This window comes from Fundidesulfovibrio butyratiphilus (assembly GCF_054657235.1).
This window is the reverse complement of the sequence record NZ_BAAHXA010000002.1, coordinates 630,532-647,109: the sequence shown is the minus strand read 5'-3', so window position 1 is coordinate 647,109 and position 16,578 is coordinate 630,532. Positions and strand designations below refer to the sequence as shown.

14 protein-coding genes are annotated in these 16,578 nt (G+C 67.1%); 3 read left to right on the top strand and 11 right to left on the bottom strand.

From position 1 onward, the window contains the following. Window positions 1-143: 143 nt before the first annotated feature. Window positions 144-1,925: a 6-hydroxymethylpterin diphosphokinase MptE-like protein gene (locus ACYQ01_RS13965; protein WP_459934470.1), complete on the top strand. Its 1,782-nt coding sequence runs from the start codon at window positions 144-146 to the stop codon at window positions 1,923-1,925. 23 nt (window positions 1,926-1,948) lie between these two features. Here the strand turns inward: ACYQ01_RS13965 and ACYQ01_RS13960 are convergent, their stop codons facing one another. Both ACYQ01_RS13960 and ACYQ01_RS13955 read right to left on the bottom strand, forming a co-directional pair. Beyond that, the gene (locus ACYQ01_RS13960; protein ID WP_459934469.1) at window positions 1,949-3,895 is read right to left on the bottom strand and encodes a hypothetical protein; all 1,947 of its coding nucleotides are present in this window, start codon (window positions 3,893-3,895) and stop codon (window positions 1,949-1,951) included. Between the two features lie 114 nt (window positions 3,896-4,009). Next, window positions 4,010-8,023, bottom strand: coding sequence for a DUF748 domain-containing protein (locus ACYQ01_RS13955; protein ID WP_459934468.1), 4,014 nt, complete (start codon window positions 8,021-8,023; stop codon window positions 4,010-4,012). A gap of 140 nt (window positions 8,024-8,163) precedes the next feature. Here ACYQ01_RS13955 and lhgO point away from each other — a divergent pair, with 140 nt between their 5' ends. After that, window positions 8,164-9,363: an L-2-hydroxyglutarate oxidase gene (lhgO, locus tag ACYQ01_RS13950; protein ID WP_459934467.1), complete on the top strand. Its 1,200-nt coding sequence runs from the start codon at window positions 8,164-8,166 to the stop codon at window positions 9,361-9,363. 92 nt (window positions 9,364-9,455) lie between these two features. Here lhgO and ACYQ01_RS13945 read toward each other — a convergent pair whose 3' ends face one another. From ACYQ01_RS13945 to ACYQ01_RS13905, 9 genes are all read right to left on the bottom strand, one after another. Next, window positions 9,456-10,142: a LamG domain-containing protein gene (locus tag ACYQ01_RS13945; protein WP_459934466.1), complete on the bottom strand. Its 687-nt coding sequence runs from the start codon at window positions 10,140-10,142 to the stop codon at window positions 9,456-9,458. A gap of 3 nt (window positions 10,143-10,145) precedes the next feature. Further along, window positions 10,146-11,420 (bottom strand): hypothetical protein, encoded by a 1,275-nt coding sequence (locus ACYQ01_RS13940; RefSeq protein ID WP_459934465.1) that lies wholly within the window; start codon window positions 11,418-11,420, stop codon window positions 10,146-10,148. Next, window positions 11,417-11,752 carry a hypothetical protein gene (locus ACYQ01_RS13935; RefSeq protein WP_459934464.1) on the bottom strand — a complete coding sequence of 112 codons (336 nt, stop codon included), beginning with the start codon at window positions 11,750-11,752 and terminating at the stop codon, window positions 11,417-11,419. Before ACYQ01_RS13935 ends, ACYQ01_RS13940 begins: the two co-directional genes overlap by 4 nt. A 3-nt stretch (window positions 11,753-11,755) precedes the next feature. After that, entirely contained in the window at window positions 11,756-12,283 is a 528-nt protein-coding gene (locus tag ACYQ01_RS13930; protein ID WP_459934463.1) for a tail fiber assembly protein, read from the bottom strand. 4 nt (window positions 12,284-12,287) lie between these two features. Continuing rightward, window positions 12,288-13,022 carry a phage tail protein gene (locus ACYQ01_RS13925; protein WP_459934462.1) on the bottom strand — a complete coding sequence of 245 codons (735 nt, stop codon included), beginning with the start codon at window positions 13,020-13,022 and terminating at the stop codon, window positions 12,288-12,290. A 245-nt stretch (window positions 13,023-13,267) separates the two neighbouring features. Continuing rightward, a complete protein-coding gene (locus ACYQ01_RS13920; RefSeq protein WP_459934461.1) occupies window positions 13,268-14,215 on the bottom strand; it encodes a hypothetical protein in 948 nt (315 codons plus the stop codon). A 69-nt stretch (window positions 14,216-14,284) separates the two neighbouring features. Further along, entirely contained in the window at window positions 14,285-14,677 is a 393-nt protein-coding gene (locus tag ACYQ01_RS13915) for a hypothetical protein (RefSeq protein ID WP_459934460.1), read from the bottom strand. Window positions 14,678-14,685: 8 nt separating this feature from the next. Next, window positions 14,686-14,970: a hypothetical protein gene (locus ACYQ01_RS13910; RefSeq protein WP_459934459.1), complete on the bottom strand. Its 285-nt coding sequence runs from the start codon at window positions 14,968-14,970 to the stop codon at window positions 14,686-14,688. Further along, complete coding sequence (locus ACYQ01_RS13905) at window positions 14,967-15,566, bottom strand: RNA polymerase sigma factor (protein ID WP_459934458.1); 600 nt, start codon at window positions 15,564-15,566, stop codon at window positions 14,967-14,969. The genes ACYQ01_RS13910 and ACYQ01_RS13905 overlap by 4 nt, the downstream gene beginning before the upstream one ends. A 347-nt stretch (window positions 15,567-15,913) precedes the next feature. Between ACYQ01_RS13905 and ACYQ01_RS13900 the strand changes: the two genes are divergently transcribed. Beyond that, complete coding sequence (locus tag ACYQ01_RS13900; protein ID WP_459934457.1) at window positions 15,914-16,576, top strand: succinate dehydrogenase/fumarate reductase transmembrane subunit; 663 nt, start codon at window positions 15,914-15,916, stop codon at window positions 16,574-16,576. Window positions 16,577-16,578 lie beyond the last annotated feature (2 nt).

Here is a 16,578-nt window from a genome sequence, read left to right as displayed (position 1 = left end):
GAGACGGCCGGACTTCGCCGGTTCCCCGCCCCGGGACGTGCCGTCCCGGACAAGCGGACCCGAGGCAGGAAACGAACCCGAAGTCCGCCCGAAGCGTTCCTCGCTGTTGCCCCGGACGCCCGCATGGGCTAAGCCTGGGGGGCATGAAATCGTTGGCGGTTTTCGAACAGCTCGGACTCTTGGTCAGGTCCTGCTCCCGCGGGGGAAGCGCGCCCCAGGGACAGGTCCACGCCTTTCATCACCACACGCCGCTGTGGGCCTACTGCCATCCCGGCCTGGCCAGGCCCTATGCCGGAAACGAGAAACTGCCCGACGTCTTTGCCGAACCTCCGGCGGGAACCACCCTGGCCCAGGCCATGGCCCGCACCCAACTGCTCGTCTTTCTGGGCGCGGCCCACACCCCCCAGCTCGAAGCCGCCCTGGCCAGGCCGCACGGCGTTTGCCTGGTCTTCGAGCCGGACCCCGAACGCATGGAGGCCTACCTTTCGGCGGTCAAACCGCACACCCTGCTGGCCCGCAGGAACGTGTTCTTCGTCACCGGCGACCCCGACGACATGATTCCGCCCCTGCTCTTTCTGCTGCCCGAGGACATCTGCGACCAAGGCTATCCCCTGTTCTTCGCCCGGGAGGGCCTGGCCGAGGCCCTACCCGAATACGTCCGCCGGGTGGAGGAGATGATTGAACTCTTCTACTACCGCAACGTCATCTATCCCCTGGACAGCCAGGAACACGTACGCGGCCTGCCCATCCGGCCCATGCTGCGCGAAGCCATCTACGACCGCTTCAAGCACCATTACGAGAACCTGCTGCCCTGCCTGACCTCGGGGACCCTGACCGACCTCACCGGAGCCTGCGCGGGGTATCCGGCCATTCTGTGCGCCGCCGGCCCGGCCCTGACCGACAGCGTGGATTTCGTGCGCCGCAACCGGGACCGGGCCGTGGTCATCGCGGTGAACAACGCCCTCAAGCCCCTGCTGCGGGCCGGCGTGGAGCCCCATTTCACCGTGATCAACGACACCTCGGTGGAGTCCGAGCGGAGCTTCGCGGACTTGGCCAAGCTCACCCACTGCGTGCTGGTGGCCCATTGCCAGTCCTGCAGCGGACGCGGCGCCTTCGCGAAAACCTACTTCTTCGGCAACTTTCCCGGCCAACCCTTTCCCAGGCGGGCGTCCCTCCTCCTGCACGGATCGGTCATCACCACGGCCTTCTCCCTGGCGGAACTCCTGGGCTGCTCCCAGGCCGTGCTGGCCGGCGTGCAACTTTCCTCGCCCGATCCCTTCGCCCTCAACTACGCCCCGGGCAGCATGCACGAAGCCCACCGCTCGGGATCGACCGACAAGACCGCCCTGCCCGGCCGCTGGCCCCAACTCTATCCGGCGCGCACCCTGGACGGACACCTCCACTACACCACCCTGAACTTCTTCGACGCGGCCCAGTGGTTCGCCGACCGCATCGCCCAGGCCACCCTGCCCGTGACCAACCTCTGTCCGACCAGCATCCTGGCGGGGCGCTCCATCCTCTTCGATCCCGATCCGGCGCTGCCCCCCCTGGACGGGCTGGACGAACGCCTGGCCGCCCTGCCCCGCGCGGACTTCTCCGGGCGTCGCGACCGCGTGATCGATCACATCCGACAGGAGATGACCCGGATCAAAACCAAGCAACTGGCCGCCAGGCAGGCGGGAACCAGCCTCGAGGCCGCCAGGGCTTTCATCGCCCAGTGCGACGCGGACAACTTTTCGTTCATGGTCCAGCGTTTCGCCGACTTCGACAACAAACGCTTCCATGCCGGATTTTTCGCCAGCCCAGACCCGAACCGGCAACAGGAAGCCGCCGCCTACTTCCTCACCCGCATGGACGCCATGTGCGCGACGCTGCTCAAGATTCTTCTCAAGCAGCACGCCGGCGCCTCCGCCCTGGCTCGCTGATTGTCTTTCGAGAAACGCGGCCCTCACAGGCCGAAGTATGCGCGCAGAAGCTTGGCCCCTTTGCGGCCCTGAAACAGACGACGCACCGGGCCGGAACTTACGGCCAGGGAACCCTCCAGCCAGGCGGGGGGACTTTTCGAGGAAAATCCGAGCCCCAGCCGGCCGCGCAACCAGGCCCGCAGGGCGTCGGACAGGGTCAGGGGCCGGCACAGGGAGCCAAGGCCCGATTCGCCGGGCAACTCGGCCACGGCCCGGGCCATGTACGGTTCGGGAAGGGACAGGAAACGGCGCAGGGACTGCACCGCGGTTTCGCGCAGGGCCAGCGCCACCTCCTGGCTCCAGCCGAATCGGACCAGGCTCCGGGCGAAAGCCAGGACGGTCTCCTGCAGCTCCTGGGTGTGCTCCTGTCCCATGGGCGCGGGTCCGAACAGGGGAACCGGCGCGCCGCTGCGCCGGGCGTATCCCAGCACGCGGCCGTGGTCGGCCCTGGTGAAGATGCGTTCGAGAAACAACACGTTGCGAAAAAGCAGGCTGTCCAGGGATCCGGGCACGGCCTGGGCCGCCCGTTCGATGAACAGAGCCCGGTGCGGTCCGGCCTCGCTTCGGCCCAGGCGTTTGTTGGTCAAACCGAAATACCAGCCGCGCACATCGGCTCCCTGGGGAGCCAGGACCGCGCGCAAGGCCTGTTGTGTGGTCAGGGTCCAGCCCATGTCGGCCACGGCCAGGACCGGCTCGTCCAGCGCCCCCTGGCTTTTCAGGTAGTCCAGAAGCGCCGTGCCGGCCTCGCGGGACTTGCGCGAAAGCAGCTCCCGACCGGGGGGGGATTCGAGAATCCGCCACAGCTCGTCGAGCGATTCCCGGAACGGCGGTTTGGCGGAATACAAGGCCGGCAGAGACTTTCCGGCCGCCTGGGACACCTCCTCGGGGGTCAGGCGCAGCCTGGTCAGCAGCTCCCCCACGGGTTTGCCCTTTTCGGCTCGGGCCAACCAGTCGAAATCCCTTCGCGTGAGGCCTTCGAGCCCCGTGGCGTTGAGCGCGCCCAGGGAGATGTGCAGATAGCGCGGTTCCGGGCCGCCCACCACGGGCGAAAGAATACGAGCCAGGCGATGAAGAACCTGGCCCTCGCGAGCCAGAAAGTAGAGCCTGCGCGCGCCCAGGCCTCCGGCGTCCTCCAGGGCCCAGGCCACGAACGCGGTCAGGGCCGGCGCGGCCACGTCGGCCGCCAGGGCGCGCAGACCGGAAAACCCCGGAGTCTCGGGAGCGCGCAGCCGGGCCAGGCGGCAGGCCCCCACCGTGCGCGACAAGCTGGGTCGGCAGTCCTCGTGCAAGCGCAGGAGCCTGGACTCGTGGCGGGTGAGCCGGGCTTCGGCAAAGGGCGCGACGCGCACCCCCAGCTCGCGGGGAGCCCGAACGTCCGCCCGAAGATCGGCCCCGGTGTGCTCCATGTCCTCGGGCAGAACGTTCTCCGCCGCCAGCACGTGGCGATACAGGGAGCCGGTTTCCTTGGCCTTGCCCGTGTCGCCCGAGCAATAGACCTCGCCGGCGAAGCCGTGGGTCTCCAGCAGCCGCCGAAGCGCCGCCGCCGGAATCTGGCTGCCCGAGACGTACACCACCCGCTCGCCGCGTCGAACAAGTCCGCGCACGCGGGCCAGGATCTCGGGCGCGGGCGCGACCTGCGTCACGATCAGGTCCTGTTCGGAACTCAGGAGTTGCTCGGGATCGAGCCCCCAGGGATTGTCCCGGGGAAAGCGTTCGTAGACCAGTCCCAGGCCGGCGGTTTCGACCTTGAGCTGGGACTGGACCGTGCGCTGGGCCTCCAGACGCAGACGCACGAACTCGTGCATGTCCTCCCGGACGGATCGGTCCGGCAGGACTCTGGCCGCCAGAAGGAAAAACAGGTCCGTGGGCCGGACGTAGGCCCGGATCAGGCAGGTGTCGAACACGGCGAAGGAATGCACCACGGCGGACATGCGCCCTGCTAGCAGACGCCCGGGCGCCCCGGCAAGCCCGGTCGCGCGCCCGGCTTCGAACATCCCGGCGCCGCGCGCCCTCCCCAGGCGCCGACGGTTGGGGCGCGGCGCCCCTCAGTACTTGAGGCTGGCGTCCACCCGCGCGCCGGAGACGCCCTTGATCTTGGGCGGTTTGAAGGGATCGGCCGTCATGGTGAACACGCGGGACTCGCTCAGCTTGGCCACGTCCACCAGATACCGCCGCGCCGCTTCCAGACGGTTCGCGGCCAGCCGTCGCCAGTCGTCGGGCAGGGGCATCACGGTCTGCGCCTGGGCCGGGGTCGGGGGCTCCTTGGCCGGGGACGTTTCCTCTCCGGCCTTTCCCTTCCCGGGCTTTGCCTTGCCGGGCGCGGGTTCCGTCCCGTCATGCCCGGAATGTCCCTCGGCCAGCGCCACCGAAAAGGCTCCGGTCTCCGTGGCCGTGTCCACATAGCTGGAAAGCTCCAGGTTCAGACGCGGGCGCTGGGCCAAGGCCTGGGCCAGTTCGGTGAGGGTCTTGGCCCCCTCGGGAGTGAGCTGGGCCGTGCCCGGCTCAAAGGGCACGGGAGCCGTGCGCCCGTCGGTCTTGGCCACGTTGAGAAAGGCCAGAGGCGAAAATAGAATCTTGGTGAAGGCCCCGGCCATGGCGCTCGATATCACGCCGCTCAGGTCCACCTTGAGGTTGTCCGTATCGCCGCTGACCGGAATGTCCATGGTGATGACCCCGTTGCTGTCCGTAAGCAGGCTCACGGCCAGGTCCAGGGGAATGTCCTTGCCGCCGGCGACCCGGGCCTTGGGGCCGAGCTGAATGCCCAGCACCACCACCCGGTTCTTGAGGTCGAAGAGCTTCTTGCCGGCCTTGTAGTCCAGGGTCAGGCCCAGCTTGCCCCGCGTGATGGGAAAGCCGGTGAACTGACGGCTCACGGACGAAAGTTCGGTAAGGTCCAGGTTGTCGAGCTTGGCCTTGAGGTCGAGCATGGGCTCTCCGCCCACCCAGCCGGCCTGGCCCTGGCCGGACAGGCGTCCCGCGTTTCCCACCACCGTGGACAGGGTCAGCTGGCCCGGTTGGCCGGTCTTTACGGGTTTGGCCTGCACGTTCAGGTCGGAGAGATCCAGGCGCGCCGGAGGATTCACCCCCAGAAAGCTCACGTCCAGACGCCCTTTTTGCAGAGTAAATTCGCCCAGATCCAGGGTCAGGGACGCCTGGTCCTTGGCCTCGGCCCGCGCCTCCCCCTTGGCGGGGGCTTTGCTCTTGGCCGCGTGCGCCGCTTCCTTCTTGGCCGTCTGGGCTTTGGTCGCGCCGGTCTTGGCGGCCGCCGGCTTGCCGGTTGCGGCCTCGCCCGGCAGCACGGGCTTGCCGTCCTTGTCCAGGGTCAGGACCAGGGCCGGGGCGGTCAAGCTCACGGACTTGGCCTTGACCACGGCGGAAGGCCAGGCGCAGTCGATGCCCCGGGCCGAAAAATCCGTCAGCCCGAGCAGGGGAGCCGTTTGTCCGGGCGCGGTCACGGAAATGCCGCTCAGCCCCACGTCGCCGACATAGCGCGCCGAAGGCGACGGGTCGGAAAACGACGAGGACAGCTCGCCGGAAAGCGTGAGCAGGCCGCCGGCCACCGTGACGGGCAGGCCGGGAACCAGACGCGCCGCGTCCGGCAGGGACAGTCCGGCCAGATTGAGCTTCACGGCCCCGTTGTGTCCAACGGGATCGGCCCGGCCGGACACGGAAAAACTTCCCTTGGCGAAGGCCTGGCCCTTGGCGTCGAACTCCACCGGGGCGGCCAAGGGAAACCCCGCGCCCCGCACGGAAAGCGAGTCGAACCGCACCTGGGCCGGCTTGGCGGCGGTGTCGGCCTGATAGTCCACCGTGAGGCCAGATGCCGCCAGTTCCCGCACGGCGTAGCGCCCCGCGCCGGAGGAAGCGCCCTGGCCGGCGGCGTTTCCGCCCTTGGCCGACTTGGCGTTCTTGTATCCGCCCGGTTTGGCTTCGGCGCTCCCCTGGTCCTTCGCTCCCGGAGACTGCTCGACGGCCTGGGCGGTCGACGCGGCCGCCCCCTGATCCGAAGCGGAACCGCCCGAAGCGGTCCTGGGCTTCGCCGCAGCCCCGGAGCCGCCCGGAGAGGTGGAAAAGAGGCGCTCCAACGTAAAATCGCCGGCCTGGTCGCGCACCAGGCGCAACCCGGCGTCACGGACCTCGACCTTGTCCACGTTCACGGACTTGCCCGCCAGGTCGGTCTGCACGCCGCCCAGACGCAGCCCGCGCAAGACCACCAGGGGCTTGTCGCCCCCGGTCCCGGACAGGCTGAGGTCGCTCGCGGACACATCGGCGGTGATCTTGCCCGTGGGGGAGCCGGCCTTTTCACCCACCTGGAACGAGGCCTTGCCCTGCGCCTTGCCGGCCAGGACCAGGTTGGGCAAAAGCCGGCGCAGCACCGGACCGGGCTTGGTCAGGTCCACGCCGTCCAGGGAGAGGCTCCCCGAGAGGTCAAGGGGCGAAAACCCTCCCGAAACCGCGCAGTCCAGGGACTCGAAATGGCTGCCCTGCCCCTTGAGGGTCAGTTTGCCCAGGCGTCCCGCGCCGAGGTCGAAATCGGCCAGGTCCAGGCGCAGGCCTTCCACACTGGCCTCCAGCCCAAGTCCCTTGTCCTTGAGGGTCGCCAGGCCGTTTTTCACCTCCACCTGGGCCACCTTCACCCCGAACGGGGGAGCCGGCTGCTTGGACTGCTCTTGCGGCAGGTCCACGGATTCCAGCAGGGCGTCCAGGGTGGTGCGGCCGTTTTCGTCGCGCACGAAACGCAGGGTGGGAGACGAAATCTCCACCTGCTCCACCGTGAGCCCGGGCGCGCCCAGGTCGAGTTCGGCCCCGTGCACGGACATGGATTCCAGGCCGAAAGCCGGGTTGCCTTCCACGGCCAGTTGCAGGCCGTCGAGCCGGGCGTCCACATCCACCACCGGGCTGCGGTCGCCCTGGGCCAGGTGGGGAAAGCGCACCCCGGCCAGGACGCCGATCCGGTCCAGATGAAATTCCAGGTTGTCGGCGGTCTTCAGGTAGGGAGCGTAGGGCTTGAGGTCCACGTCCTTGACCGAAAGACGGACCTTGGCCTCGGGCGCTGGACCAAAGGGATCGGCCTTGACCGTGAGCTGCACGCTGGACTTGTTGATCACCCCGCCGGAGGAAAACAGATCGCGCAGTCCGGGCTCGTCGCTGGTGAGCGACTTGATCCCAAAATGCAGGGCGGTCAGTTCCTGGCTCGATCCGGTCAAGGCGTCCTCGAAGAGCACCCCCCCGTCGGCAAGCAAGACATCGCGCAGGCGAAATCCCAGGCCCGGACGGGCGAAAATCACCGTTCGCGGCCCCTCCTGGGCGCTGGCTTGCCGGGACTGGCCGGCGGGTGGCGAGGCCTGGTTTTCAGAAGCCGTGGGTGGCGCGCCGGACGGTTGTCCATCCCCCTGCGGCCGGGAGTCGGCCTTGCGGTCGCTTGGAGACGGGGTCCGGTCTTGCGAAGCCTCGGGTTGAGAACCGCCGCCCTGGGCGTCCCGGTCCGGCGTCTTCTCGGTCCGGGCGTCTTGCGCCCGGGCGTTCGAGGCCGCCTGATCCTCGGCCTGGGGTTCGGGCAGCAGGTCGGCGATGTTGAGCCGACCCTTTTCGTCCCGCGCCAGGCGCACGAAGGGTTTTTGCACCAGCAGCCGGTCCACGGCCACACGGCTGGCCACAAGCTCCGAGGGGTCCAGATTCACCTCGAAATGCTCGAAGGAGACAAACACCTTGGCCCCGCCCGGTTCGCGCATGATGAAACCGTCCACGATCAGGTCGAAGGTCAGGGGATTGAAGCGAATGCGCTCCACGCTGACGGGGCGTCCCAATTTGGTGGCCAAGCGGCCTTCCAGCATGGCCTTGGCCACGGGCGGGACCAGAAAAAAACCGCACAGGGTGTAGACGACCAGGGCGTGCAGCGCCACCAGGCAGGCCGCGCCCAGGCGGCCCGACAGGATCGAACGCGCCTTGCGGACCGCCGCGACCGGCCAGCCGGCGCCGCGCCAAAGCCGTCCCACGGCCTCGAACCACCGGGCCAACGTCTGCTTTACTTGCCTGATTTTCTGATGGAGGAAGAACATGACAGTCGAAACCTAGCATAGATATGACCCGACCACGAATGAAAAATGCCCCGGACCAGCCGGGGTTGCGTTTTTTTCCCCCTGGGAGCACAAATGTCTTTTTGCACGCCACCCAATGAAGAACATAAAGGATATCGTTCATGGACCAGGCCGAAATCGTCATTGTGGGATCTGGAATCATCGGGCTCACCCTGGCCCGGGAACTGGCCGCCAGGGGCGCGTCGGACATTCTGGTCCTGGACAAGGAAGACACCGTGGCCCGTCACGCCTCGGGACGCAACTCGGGCGTGTTGCACGCGGGCATCTACTACGCGCCCGGGTCGGCCCGCGCCGCCACCTGTCTGGCCGGCAACCGGCTCATGCGCGCCTACTGCCAGGAACGGGGACTGCCGCTCTTCGCTTCGGGCAAGGTCATCGTGACCAAGGACGAGTCCGAAATCCCGCTTCTGGAAAACCTGTATCAAAAGGCCCTGAAAAACGGGGCCGAAGTGCGCCTCATCGACGAAAAGGAGCTGGCCGACATCGAGCCCTTCGCCATGACCCGGTCCAAGGCCCTGCACTCCCCGCTGACCGCGGTCGTCAATCCCAAGGCGGTCATGGCCAGCCTGCGCAAGGACATGGAAGCCTCGGGTCGGGTGCGCCTGCGCTTCGGCGTGACCGCCAAGGGACCGGCCGGGCCGGGACGCCTGGCCACTAGCGCCGGCGAGGTGGGGTACAAGCGCCTGGTCAACTGCGCCGGAGCGCACGCCGACGAAGTGGCCCATGCCTTCGGACTGGCCAAGCGCTATATGCTCATTCCCTTCAAGGGAATCTACCGGCTGCTGGTCCCGAGCGTGAACCACTTCGTGCGGGCGAGCATCTATCCCGTTCCCGATCCGGCCACCCCCTTTCTGGGCGTGCACTTCACCCGATCGGTCAAGGGCGACGTGTACGTGGGCCCCACGGCGATTCCCGCCTTCGGGAGGGAAAACTACGGCATTCTTTCCGGTCTCGACCGCCAGGCCCCGGAATTTCTCTGGCGCGACGCCAGACTGTTCCTCGCCGACAAGACGTTTCGCTCCGTGGCCCTGACCGAACCGCGCAAGTATTGCCCCTCCTTCTTCTTCCGCGAGGCGGCCAAACTGGTGCGCGGACTCTCGCCCGAACACCTGGCTCCCACAACCAAGGCCGGCATTCGCCCCCAGTTGGTGGATCGCCAAACAAACGCTCTGGTCATGGACTTTCTCACCGAAAGCGGCCCGGCGGAACTGCACGTGTTGAACGCCATCTCCCCGGCCTTCACCAGTTCCATGGCCCTGGCCCCGGCCCTGGCCGACCGTGTGGAAGCCCTGGCCGGCTGAGACACCCCTCCGAAAGCAAAAGGCCCCGGGGACGCGCAACCGTCTCCGGGGCCTTTTTCATCCCTCCGGCAGGCCAGGCACGCCCAAACCGTTCACGAGGGTCTTTGCGGGGGCGTGAAGTCGCGCGTCCAGCGGGCGATTCCCTTGGAAACACGCATAGTGGCGATTTGGCCCGGGAAGTAGTACGAGCCGACAGTCCAGTAGCCTATGTCATACACTGTAGAATTAGACACTGAAAAGGACTCATTCCCCGTGAGCGTGTTGGCGCTGAACGTAATGGCCACTCCATCTTTATATATACGCATCGCGCCGTCAGACCGCACCCACGCCAGATGCGACCACGTATTCGCTGCCAGAGCGGAACAAGGTCCGCTTACATAATGCTGCGACCCGCCGACTTCGTGCATGCACCGAAGGGAACTCCCCGCAAGAATCATAAAGTCAACCCGATTGTTGTTGTCAACGTACTGTTGGAACAGCGCATAGTTGTTTGGCAACGCATTGTACGGGCATACCCACGCGTCAAGGGTAAAGTCGCCAGATCCGAAGTTGAAGTCGTCGGAATACGGAATCGCCAGCTTCGCGCTGCTTCCGTTGAAATACAGCGACTTGGCTACACCGGCCGGCTTGTCCGTTCCGGTGGCGTCCATCACGGTGACGCCGTTGTTGGTCAGGGTCCGGCCCGACAGGGACGCGTCTGCCACGGCGTCGCCGGTCAGAAGCAACTTTGTGTAGGGATCGCGCCCGCGTTGACTGGGAGGCGAAACGATCACACCCATAATCTACTCCAACACCAGGTTGACGATTACGGTGAGGTCGCGCGCGTCGTCGTTGGTCCCGGCCGCGTCGATGACCACTTCGAGCGGCTGACCAAATCCAATCGCCGCGTTGGCCGCGGAGATGTCCGTGGTGGTGGCTGTCCAGGCCGCATCGCTCACGGCCAGGCCGGCACCCGCGTTGGCCGTCCCGACCAGCGCGCCGTTGCACGAGACGTTGACGTGGGGCTGGTCTGCCCCGGAATCGTCCACCAGCGGGCGCACCCGGAAGCCCACGCAATGCGCCGCCCCGCGCGTCCAGACGTACCGGAGCAAAAGCATATCCTGGATGGCCTGGGTGGTGGCCACAGCCGCGAAGCGTCCGGCAAAGGCGACGGTCTCCTGTACCAGGCGGGCCATGTCGCCGGAGTGCATCTCGCGGGCGGCATCACCACCAATGGTTTCCGTGTAGGGCGCTCCGGCGATGGTTACCACGCCCGCGTTGTAGGCCGTGACCAGGGCGTAGACCCAAGACGTGGACGAATTGGCGCGAAACCGGATCGGCCGCCCGGCCACAAAAACCGCCTGATTATCGGCGGTGTCTGCGACGGAGACGGTGGAATCATCGGTGCGGGCGGGAAGGGCGTCGAAGGTCGTCCAGGCTCCGGCGCTGGGGGCCACGTACTTGAGGCCGCAGGCCTGGCCGCTGTCGGCGACGAGCACCTGGCCGTCCGTTCCGGCGGGCAGACGGGCCGGCGTCCCGGCGGCGCTGAACGCGATCAGGTCGCCCTTGGCCTCGCCCACGCGCCGATCCACGGCCGGAACGTTCTCCACCAGGTCCAGGCCGAGGGTCTGGGCGTCCAGGGACTGCCAGGTGGCGTCGCCGCGCAAAAACCTCGCCTCGTCGCCCGCCGCGGGAGCCGGCACCAGACCGGCGGCTCCGCCCTGGTCCGCCGCGGCCCCGGCAAGATCGGAAACCGAAAGCGTCAGCCGTTCGTCCCCGCCGGGGTTCTCGATGGCCATGCCCATGGGGGCGTTGACGTCCAAGGCCTCGGAGAGCGTGGAGGCGGTTGTGTCGGCCACGCTCACCTTGACCGCGCCCACGCTGGCCACGGCCTGGTCGCGGGCGGCCTGGGCCACGGTGGCCGAAGACTGGGCCGAAGCGGCCGAGGCGGCCGAAGCGGTCCTGTCGGACTGGGCCGACGTGGCGTACTCCCGGCACTGGCGCAGGGCGGTGTACTGGCCGTAACTGCCAATGCTCGCCGGGGTGCGCAACACGATGCGCTTGACCTGCGTGCTCATGAGCGGGTCACCTCCGGGCTGACGGCCACCTTGCCCTCGGCCAGGCGGCTGACCGTGCCGTCCGGAGCGGTGAGTTCGCAGTCCCACACCCCGACGGATCTGACCAGGGCGGCGGTCTGGGCGGCGTTGAGATCCAGGTTTACCACGCCCAACTCGGCGTTGACCGTGCAGAGAAACACGGCGGCCGCGTTGTCGTCGGCGTGACGGTAGCGGATTTGGGCCGCGGCCCGGTATCCGGCGAGATTCACGGGTTGGCTGTTTTCGTCCTGGCACTCGATGTCCAGGCCAAAGGACGCGCCCTGGTCAATGCGAAGATCGTAGCGGTATGCCATGGATTACTCCGTGGGAAGCGCGGGCCAGGGGGTTTCGGGCGTCCAGTTCTCGGTCAGGTCGCGCAGGGCTTGGCGATAGGCGCGCCATGCCTGGCGGGTTTCGTCGGGCATGTTCACGTCGGGCATCTGGGTCCAGTCCGTGTCAGCCAGGCGGACGTTGCGCTCCCGGCGCAGGGCGGCCAGTTGCAAGGCGAGGTCGGCCTGCCAGGCCTGTCCGTCCCAGACGTGGCAGTCCGAGGGCGGAACGCTCAGGGTGAAGCCTTCGGGAACCGCACCCACGGCGTCCATGACCCGAGGCAAGCGGGTGGACGTGTCGTAGACCAGGGAGCCCCTGTGGTCTTCGACCAGGGTCCAGGTCTGCCCGTCGAAACGCGCGGCCCGGCCCGTTTCGGCTTGTGGAGGCGCCTGGTCGGTGGTTCCGGCCGGTCGCAGATAGTTGGGACGCCCGTCGATAAAGGGACGCGCCGGGGACAGCGGAGCGGACACCGGTCCCACGTAGGCCCCGGCGGCGTTGTAGCAATAGAGGATCATGCGGTTATCTCCATTTGATGCAGTAGAGCAGCGCGATGTTGGCGGGGCGGGTTTCCAGGCCCTGGGGCACGTTGGCGAAGGCGCTCGATATGAGTCCGTCGCTGGAAATGGTCATATCCAGGGTGTAGACGTTGTAGGGCGCGCCGGACTTGTTCCAGGCCTGGTAGTCGAGCAGCGCGCTCGACCCTTGCGCGCCACCGCCGTTGCCCAGGGGGTGGTTGTGTTTCTTGATGCTGTCGTCCTGAGTGCTGCCCACGTGATCGCCGCCGTGGCGCAACGCGGCCTGGGGGTCCAGCCCCCGGCTGTGATCCCATCCGCGCAGGAAGCGCCCCCGCAGGTCCGGCAACACGAAATAGCCGGGATCGCCCAGGCCGAACGCGTTGCCGATCACGTCGTAAAGGGCCTCGTAGTCGGCGATAAGCAGTTGGGAACCGTCGCATTCCAGCCAGTTGCAATCCGTGGGCAGGGATTCGGCGGCAAAGGTCGCCACCAGGCCCACGGGAAGATCCGGCGCGGTGGAAGGAAGTTGGGACGTGGCGATGAGCCCTTCGTCGTCCAGACGGGGCACGCCGCTTGGCTGGTTGTAGACGGACTGGTCGATCTTGAGCGCCAGCCCGGACTGAATCTGGTTGAGCCCGTCAAAAGCCGCCGTAAGGTCGCAATCCAGGTCGAGCACGGCCTGCTTGACCGAATCGCCCGACGGCGAAGCGTCGATGACGGTGTTGCGCGTAAACGCCATAGGCCTCCCTGCCAGGGGATGGCCCGCATCTTACGCAGGGATTGGCCGCCCGCACCCCACATAGGGCTATATGGGGGAAAAAAGCGCCCTCGGTTTGTTTTCAGCCGAATGAAAAAGGAAAAAGCACGCTCCTGCCCGGCCCGCAATGGCGGGGAAACCCCGCGCGACCCTTCTGGCGCCCTCCGCGAGGACGCCCGAAGGTTGCCGCTCCCGAAAACAAGAAGCGTTTTTTCGTGGGCCCCGCGTTAGTGCCTTGGCGTCCCGGAGGGGTCTTCGCCCGGGGAACGGGTGGCGTCCGCGGCGGGATCGGCCGGGTCCGGCTTCGGCGCGTCGGACGGAATCGGAGCGCTCCGTTGGTCCTGGCCGCCGGGACCGACATTCGCGGGCCAGAACGTCGTCTCTCCTGGCAGGGGGCCGCAGGAGTCGTGATGGGGCAAGCCCCGCAAGAACCGGTAGGCCAAAGCGAACACCGCCGCGTTGATCACCGAGGCCATGAAAAAAAGAATCAGGTTCAGGGGAGCCAGCAGCAGGGTTTTGCGCAGGTCCTCGGCGGCCCCGTAGTGACCGCCGATCATTTCCACCACCTGCCCGAGCACGCTGAAAAGCGCCCACGGCATGGCCATGAGCAGGAACAAGCGCATCTTGCAGTGCGCCCCAAGGGCGTAGGCCTGGGAGAACGAGGGCGCGCGCTCCAGGGCCGCGGCGGGAAACGCCAGGTAGACCGGGCAAAACAGAACCAAGAAAGCCATCACGAGCCCGACGGAAATCATAATCGACAAGGCCTTGTCGGCGTTGATCACCGTGACCTCTCCCACCGCTCCGGCCAACATCCCCGGCAAAAGGGCCAGGATCAGACCGACCGTCAGGGTAACACCCGCGAACAGCCAGTAGCCCACGTAGCGCAGGGATTGGCTGGTGAAGACGGCGGACAGGTAGCTTGAGGGGTCCATCTCGCCCAGTGCGGCCAACTGATAGGTGCGCAGCATGCAGGGCGTTATGGCGAAGACGCAAAACACCACGCAGGGAACGGTCGCCAGCCAGGTTTTGGTGAGGGCGTAGCCGCCCGCTCCCAACGCGGCCGCCGCCAAGACCAGTCCCAGGGCAGTGGCGTAAAGTTTGATCAGGGTCTTCAGATTGAGGGCGAGAAAGACAAAGGCCCTTTTGATGATGGGAAAAACGGGCAACGTGGGCATGGATACCACCGGGTTCGGGTTGAGCTTCCCGGTATGGTGACAAATTGTACCCGCACCCGTCAAATGTCTTCACTTGTCGGGCGTTCGCCATCCCTTGCGCTTGGCGGCGAAACGTTCGGTAAGGGCCTTGAACTTCTCCACCTGGCCGGGTTCGAGCTGGGCGGCGATGCGGGCCTCTCCCTCGGCCAGCACGCGCTCCTCTTCGGGCAGGCACGGGGCCTTCACCCGGCGCAGATCGTCCAGGGTTTGCGCCAGGATGGGGCCTATGGCGCTTTTTTGCCGCTCGGAAAGGTCGAGGGCCGAGTCGAGGCGTTCCATGAAGATGGCCTGGGCGGACATCTTGTCCTTCTTGCCCAGCAGGGGGTGGGCCGCCCGGATGTACAGGGCCGTGCCGGTGCTTCCGGCCAGAACGCCGGCCAGCAGAATGCCGATGCCGGCCCATGCGAGTTTGCGTTTGTCCATGCTCACGCCTAAAATCCCAGCCAGTGGGCTTCGGTGAACAGTCGGGAGAGGTCGCCCAGGGCGCTGGTCCGGCCGAACCAGGCCCAGGCCCAGGCCATTGCCGCGGACGCCAAGCCGCCGCCCGCCATGATCGGCGCGGCCACCCGGCGCAAGAACCAACTGTCGAGCATGTCCGCGGAGCGTTCGCGCACGTGGGCCATGACCTTGGCCGCGAACCAGGGCGGGACCTCCACGTTCGGCCGGGCCTGCACCACGGCCGCGCACACGGCGTCCAATCGCGTTTGGTCCTTCATGTCCGCTCCCCCTCGCGGCCAACCAGCTCCCTGGCCTTGGCCGCCATTTTCTTGCGCGCCCGGTGCAGGCGCACTTTCACCTTCGATTCGCCCCAGCCGAGCATGTCGGCTATCTCCGCCACGGCGTATTCTTCCGTATAGTAGAGTTCCAGGGCCAGCCTGTCCTCGACCGAAACCTCGGCCATGAGCAACTCCACGAGCTTTTCCGCCTCCCGGCGCGCGGCCAGCTCCTCATAGCCCTGGGCGCTGTCCGGGGACAAGACGTCTTCCAGCCAGGCCAGGTCGCGCGGATCGGAAAAATCCACGCTGCGCTCGCCGCGTCGGGCGTTTTCGCGCCAGTAGTCCGCGCTGCGCTTGAGCGCTATGGCGCACAGCCATGGCCGGAACCTGGCCGGATCGCGCAGGGCCGCCAATCCCACATAGGCGGCCACGAACGCTTCCTGGGCCACTTCGGCCACTTCGGCGCGCGGCAGATGGCGCGAGAGCACGCGAAAGAGATGATCCTGGTGACGGCGCACCAGCACGTCGAACGCTTCCGTGTCTCCCGCAAGAACGCGCTTTACGGCGTCAGCGTCGTCGTGCGGTGTCGTGGCCACGTCTCCTCCGCCTGATGTGTCGAAGCACATGCCGATTCGGTTACGTCCGAAGGCCGCATGACCGTCTTTTTGCCAACTCCGCGGCGGACGCGCCACGGGCGGCGCGACCCGGCTCTCCCCCGAAGCGAAACCCTTTCCGGTCCCGAAGCGGACTACAGGCCCGCCGGTTCTTTGTCAAAACGCCTTGCGCCCGATTTGCGCAGGGCGTAATAACACCGTGTTTTTCCAAGACGCGCGACGCCGCTTTTCCGAACGTCGCGACGCGCCGGAAGAACGCTTTCCGCGCGCCATCCCCGAGAGACAACGCCGCTCCCGCCCGGCACAACCCCTTCGTCGGAGGCAACGACATGTCCCTGCCCTCCACCGTCACCCACGGGTCCGCCGCTCCCTCCAGGCTGCCGGCCCTGCTGGACTGGCTCCAAATGCTTTCGGGCCTCGGCCTGACGGCTTTCATGGTCCTGCACCTGGCCTTCGTCTCCAGCGTGCTGGTCGGCCCCGGCCCCATGGACCGCCTGGCCGCGTTTTTCGAGACCTCGGGACTGGCCCAGGTCGGTGGAACGCTCGTCTTTGCCCTGCTGCTGGCCCACTTCGCGCTGGCCGCGCGCAAGATCCCCTTCGCCACCGACCGCCAGCGCGCGCTTTTGGCCGGGGCGCGCCGCCTGCGCCACGCCGACACCTGGTTCTGGGTGGTCCAGGCCGCCACGGGCATGGCGATCCTGGTCATGGGCTCCATCCACGTGTGGACCGTGCTGGCCGACATGCCCATCACCGCCCGCAAAAACGCCCTGCGCCTTCAGGACGGCTGGGCCTGGATCGGCTTCTATCTGGTTTTCGCCCCGGCCGTCTGGGCCCATACCGGCATCGGCGCGTACCGCGTGCTGGTCAAGTGGGGCCTTCTCGCCCCCCGGGGACGGGACGGCTTCAAGAAAAAGGACGCCCTGGCCGTGGCCGTGGCCCTGTGCCTGGGCCTGGCGGCGCTTGCGCGACTCGTGTTTCTCTCCACCCAATAAGG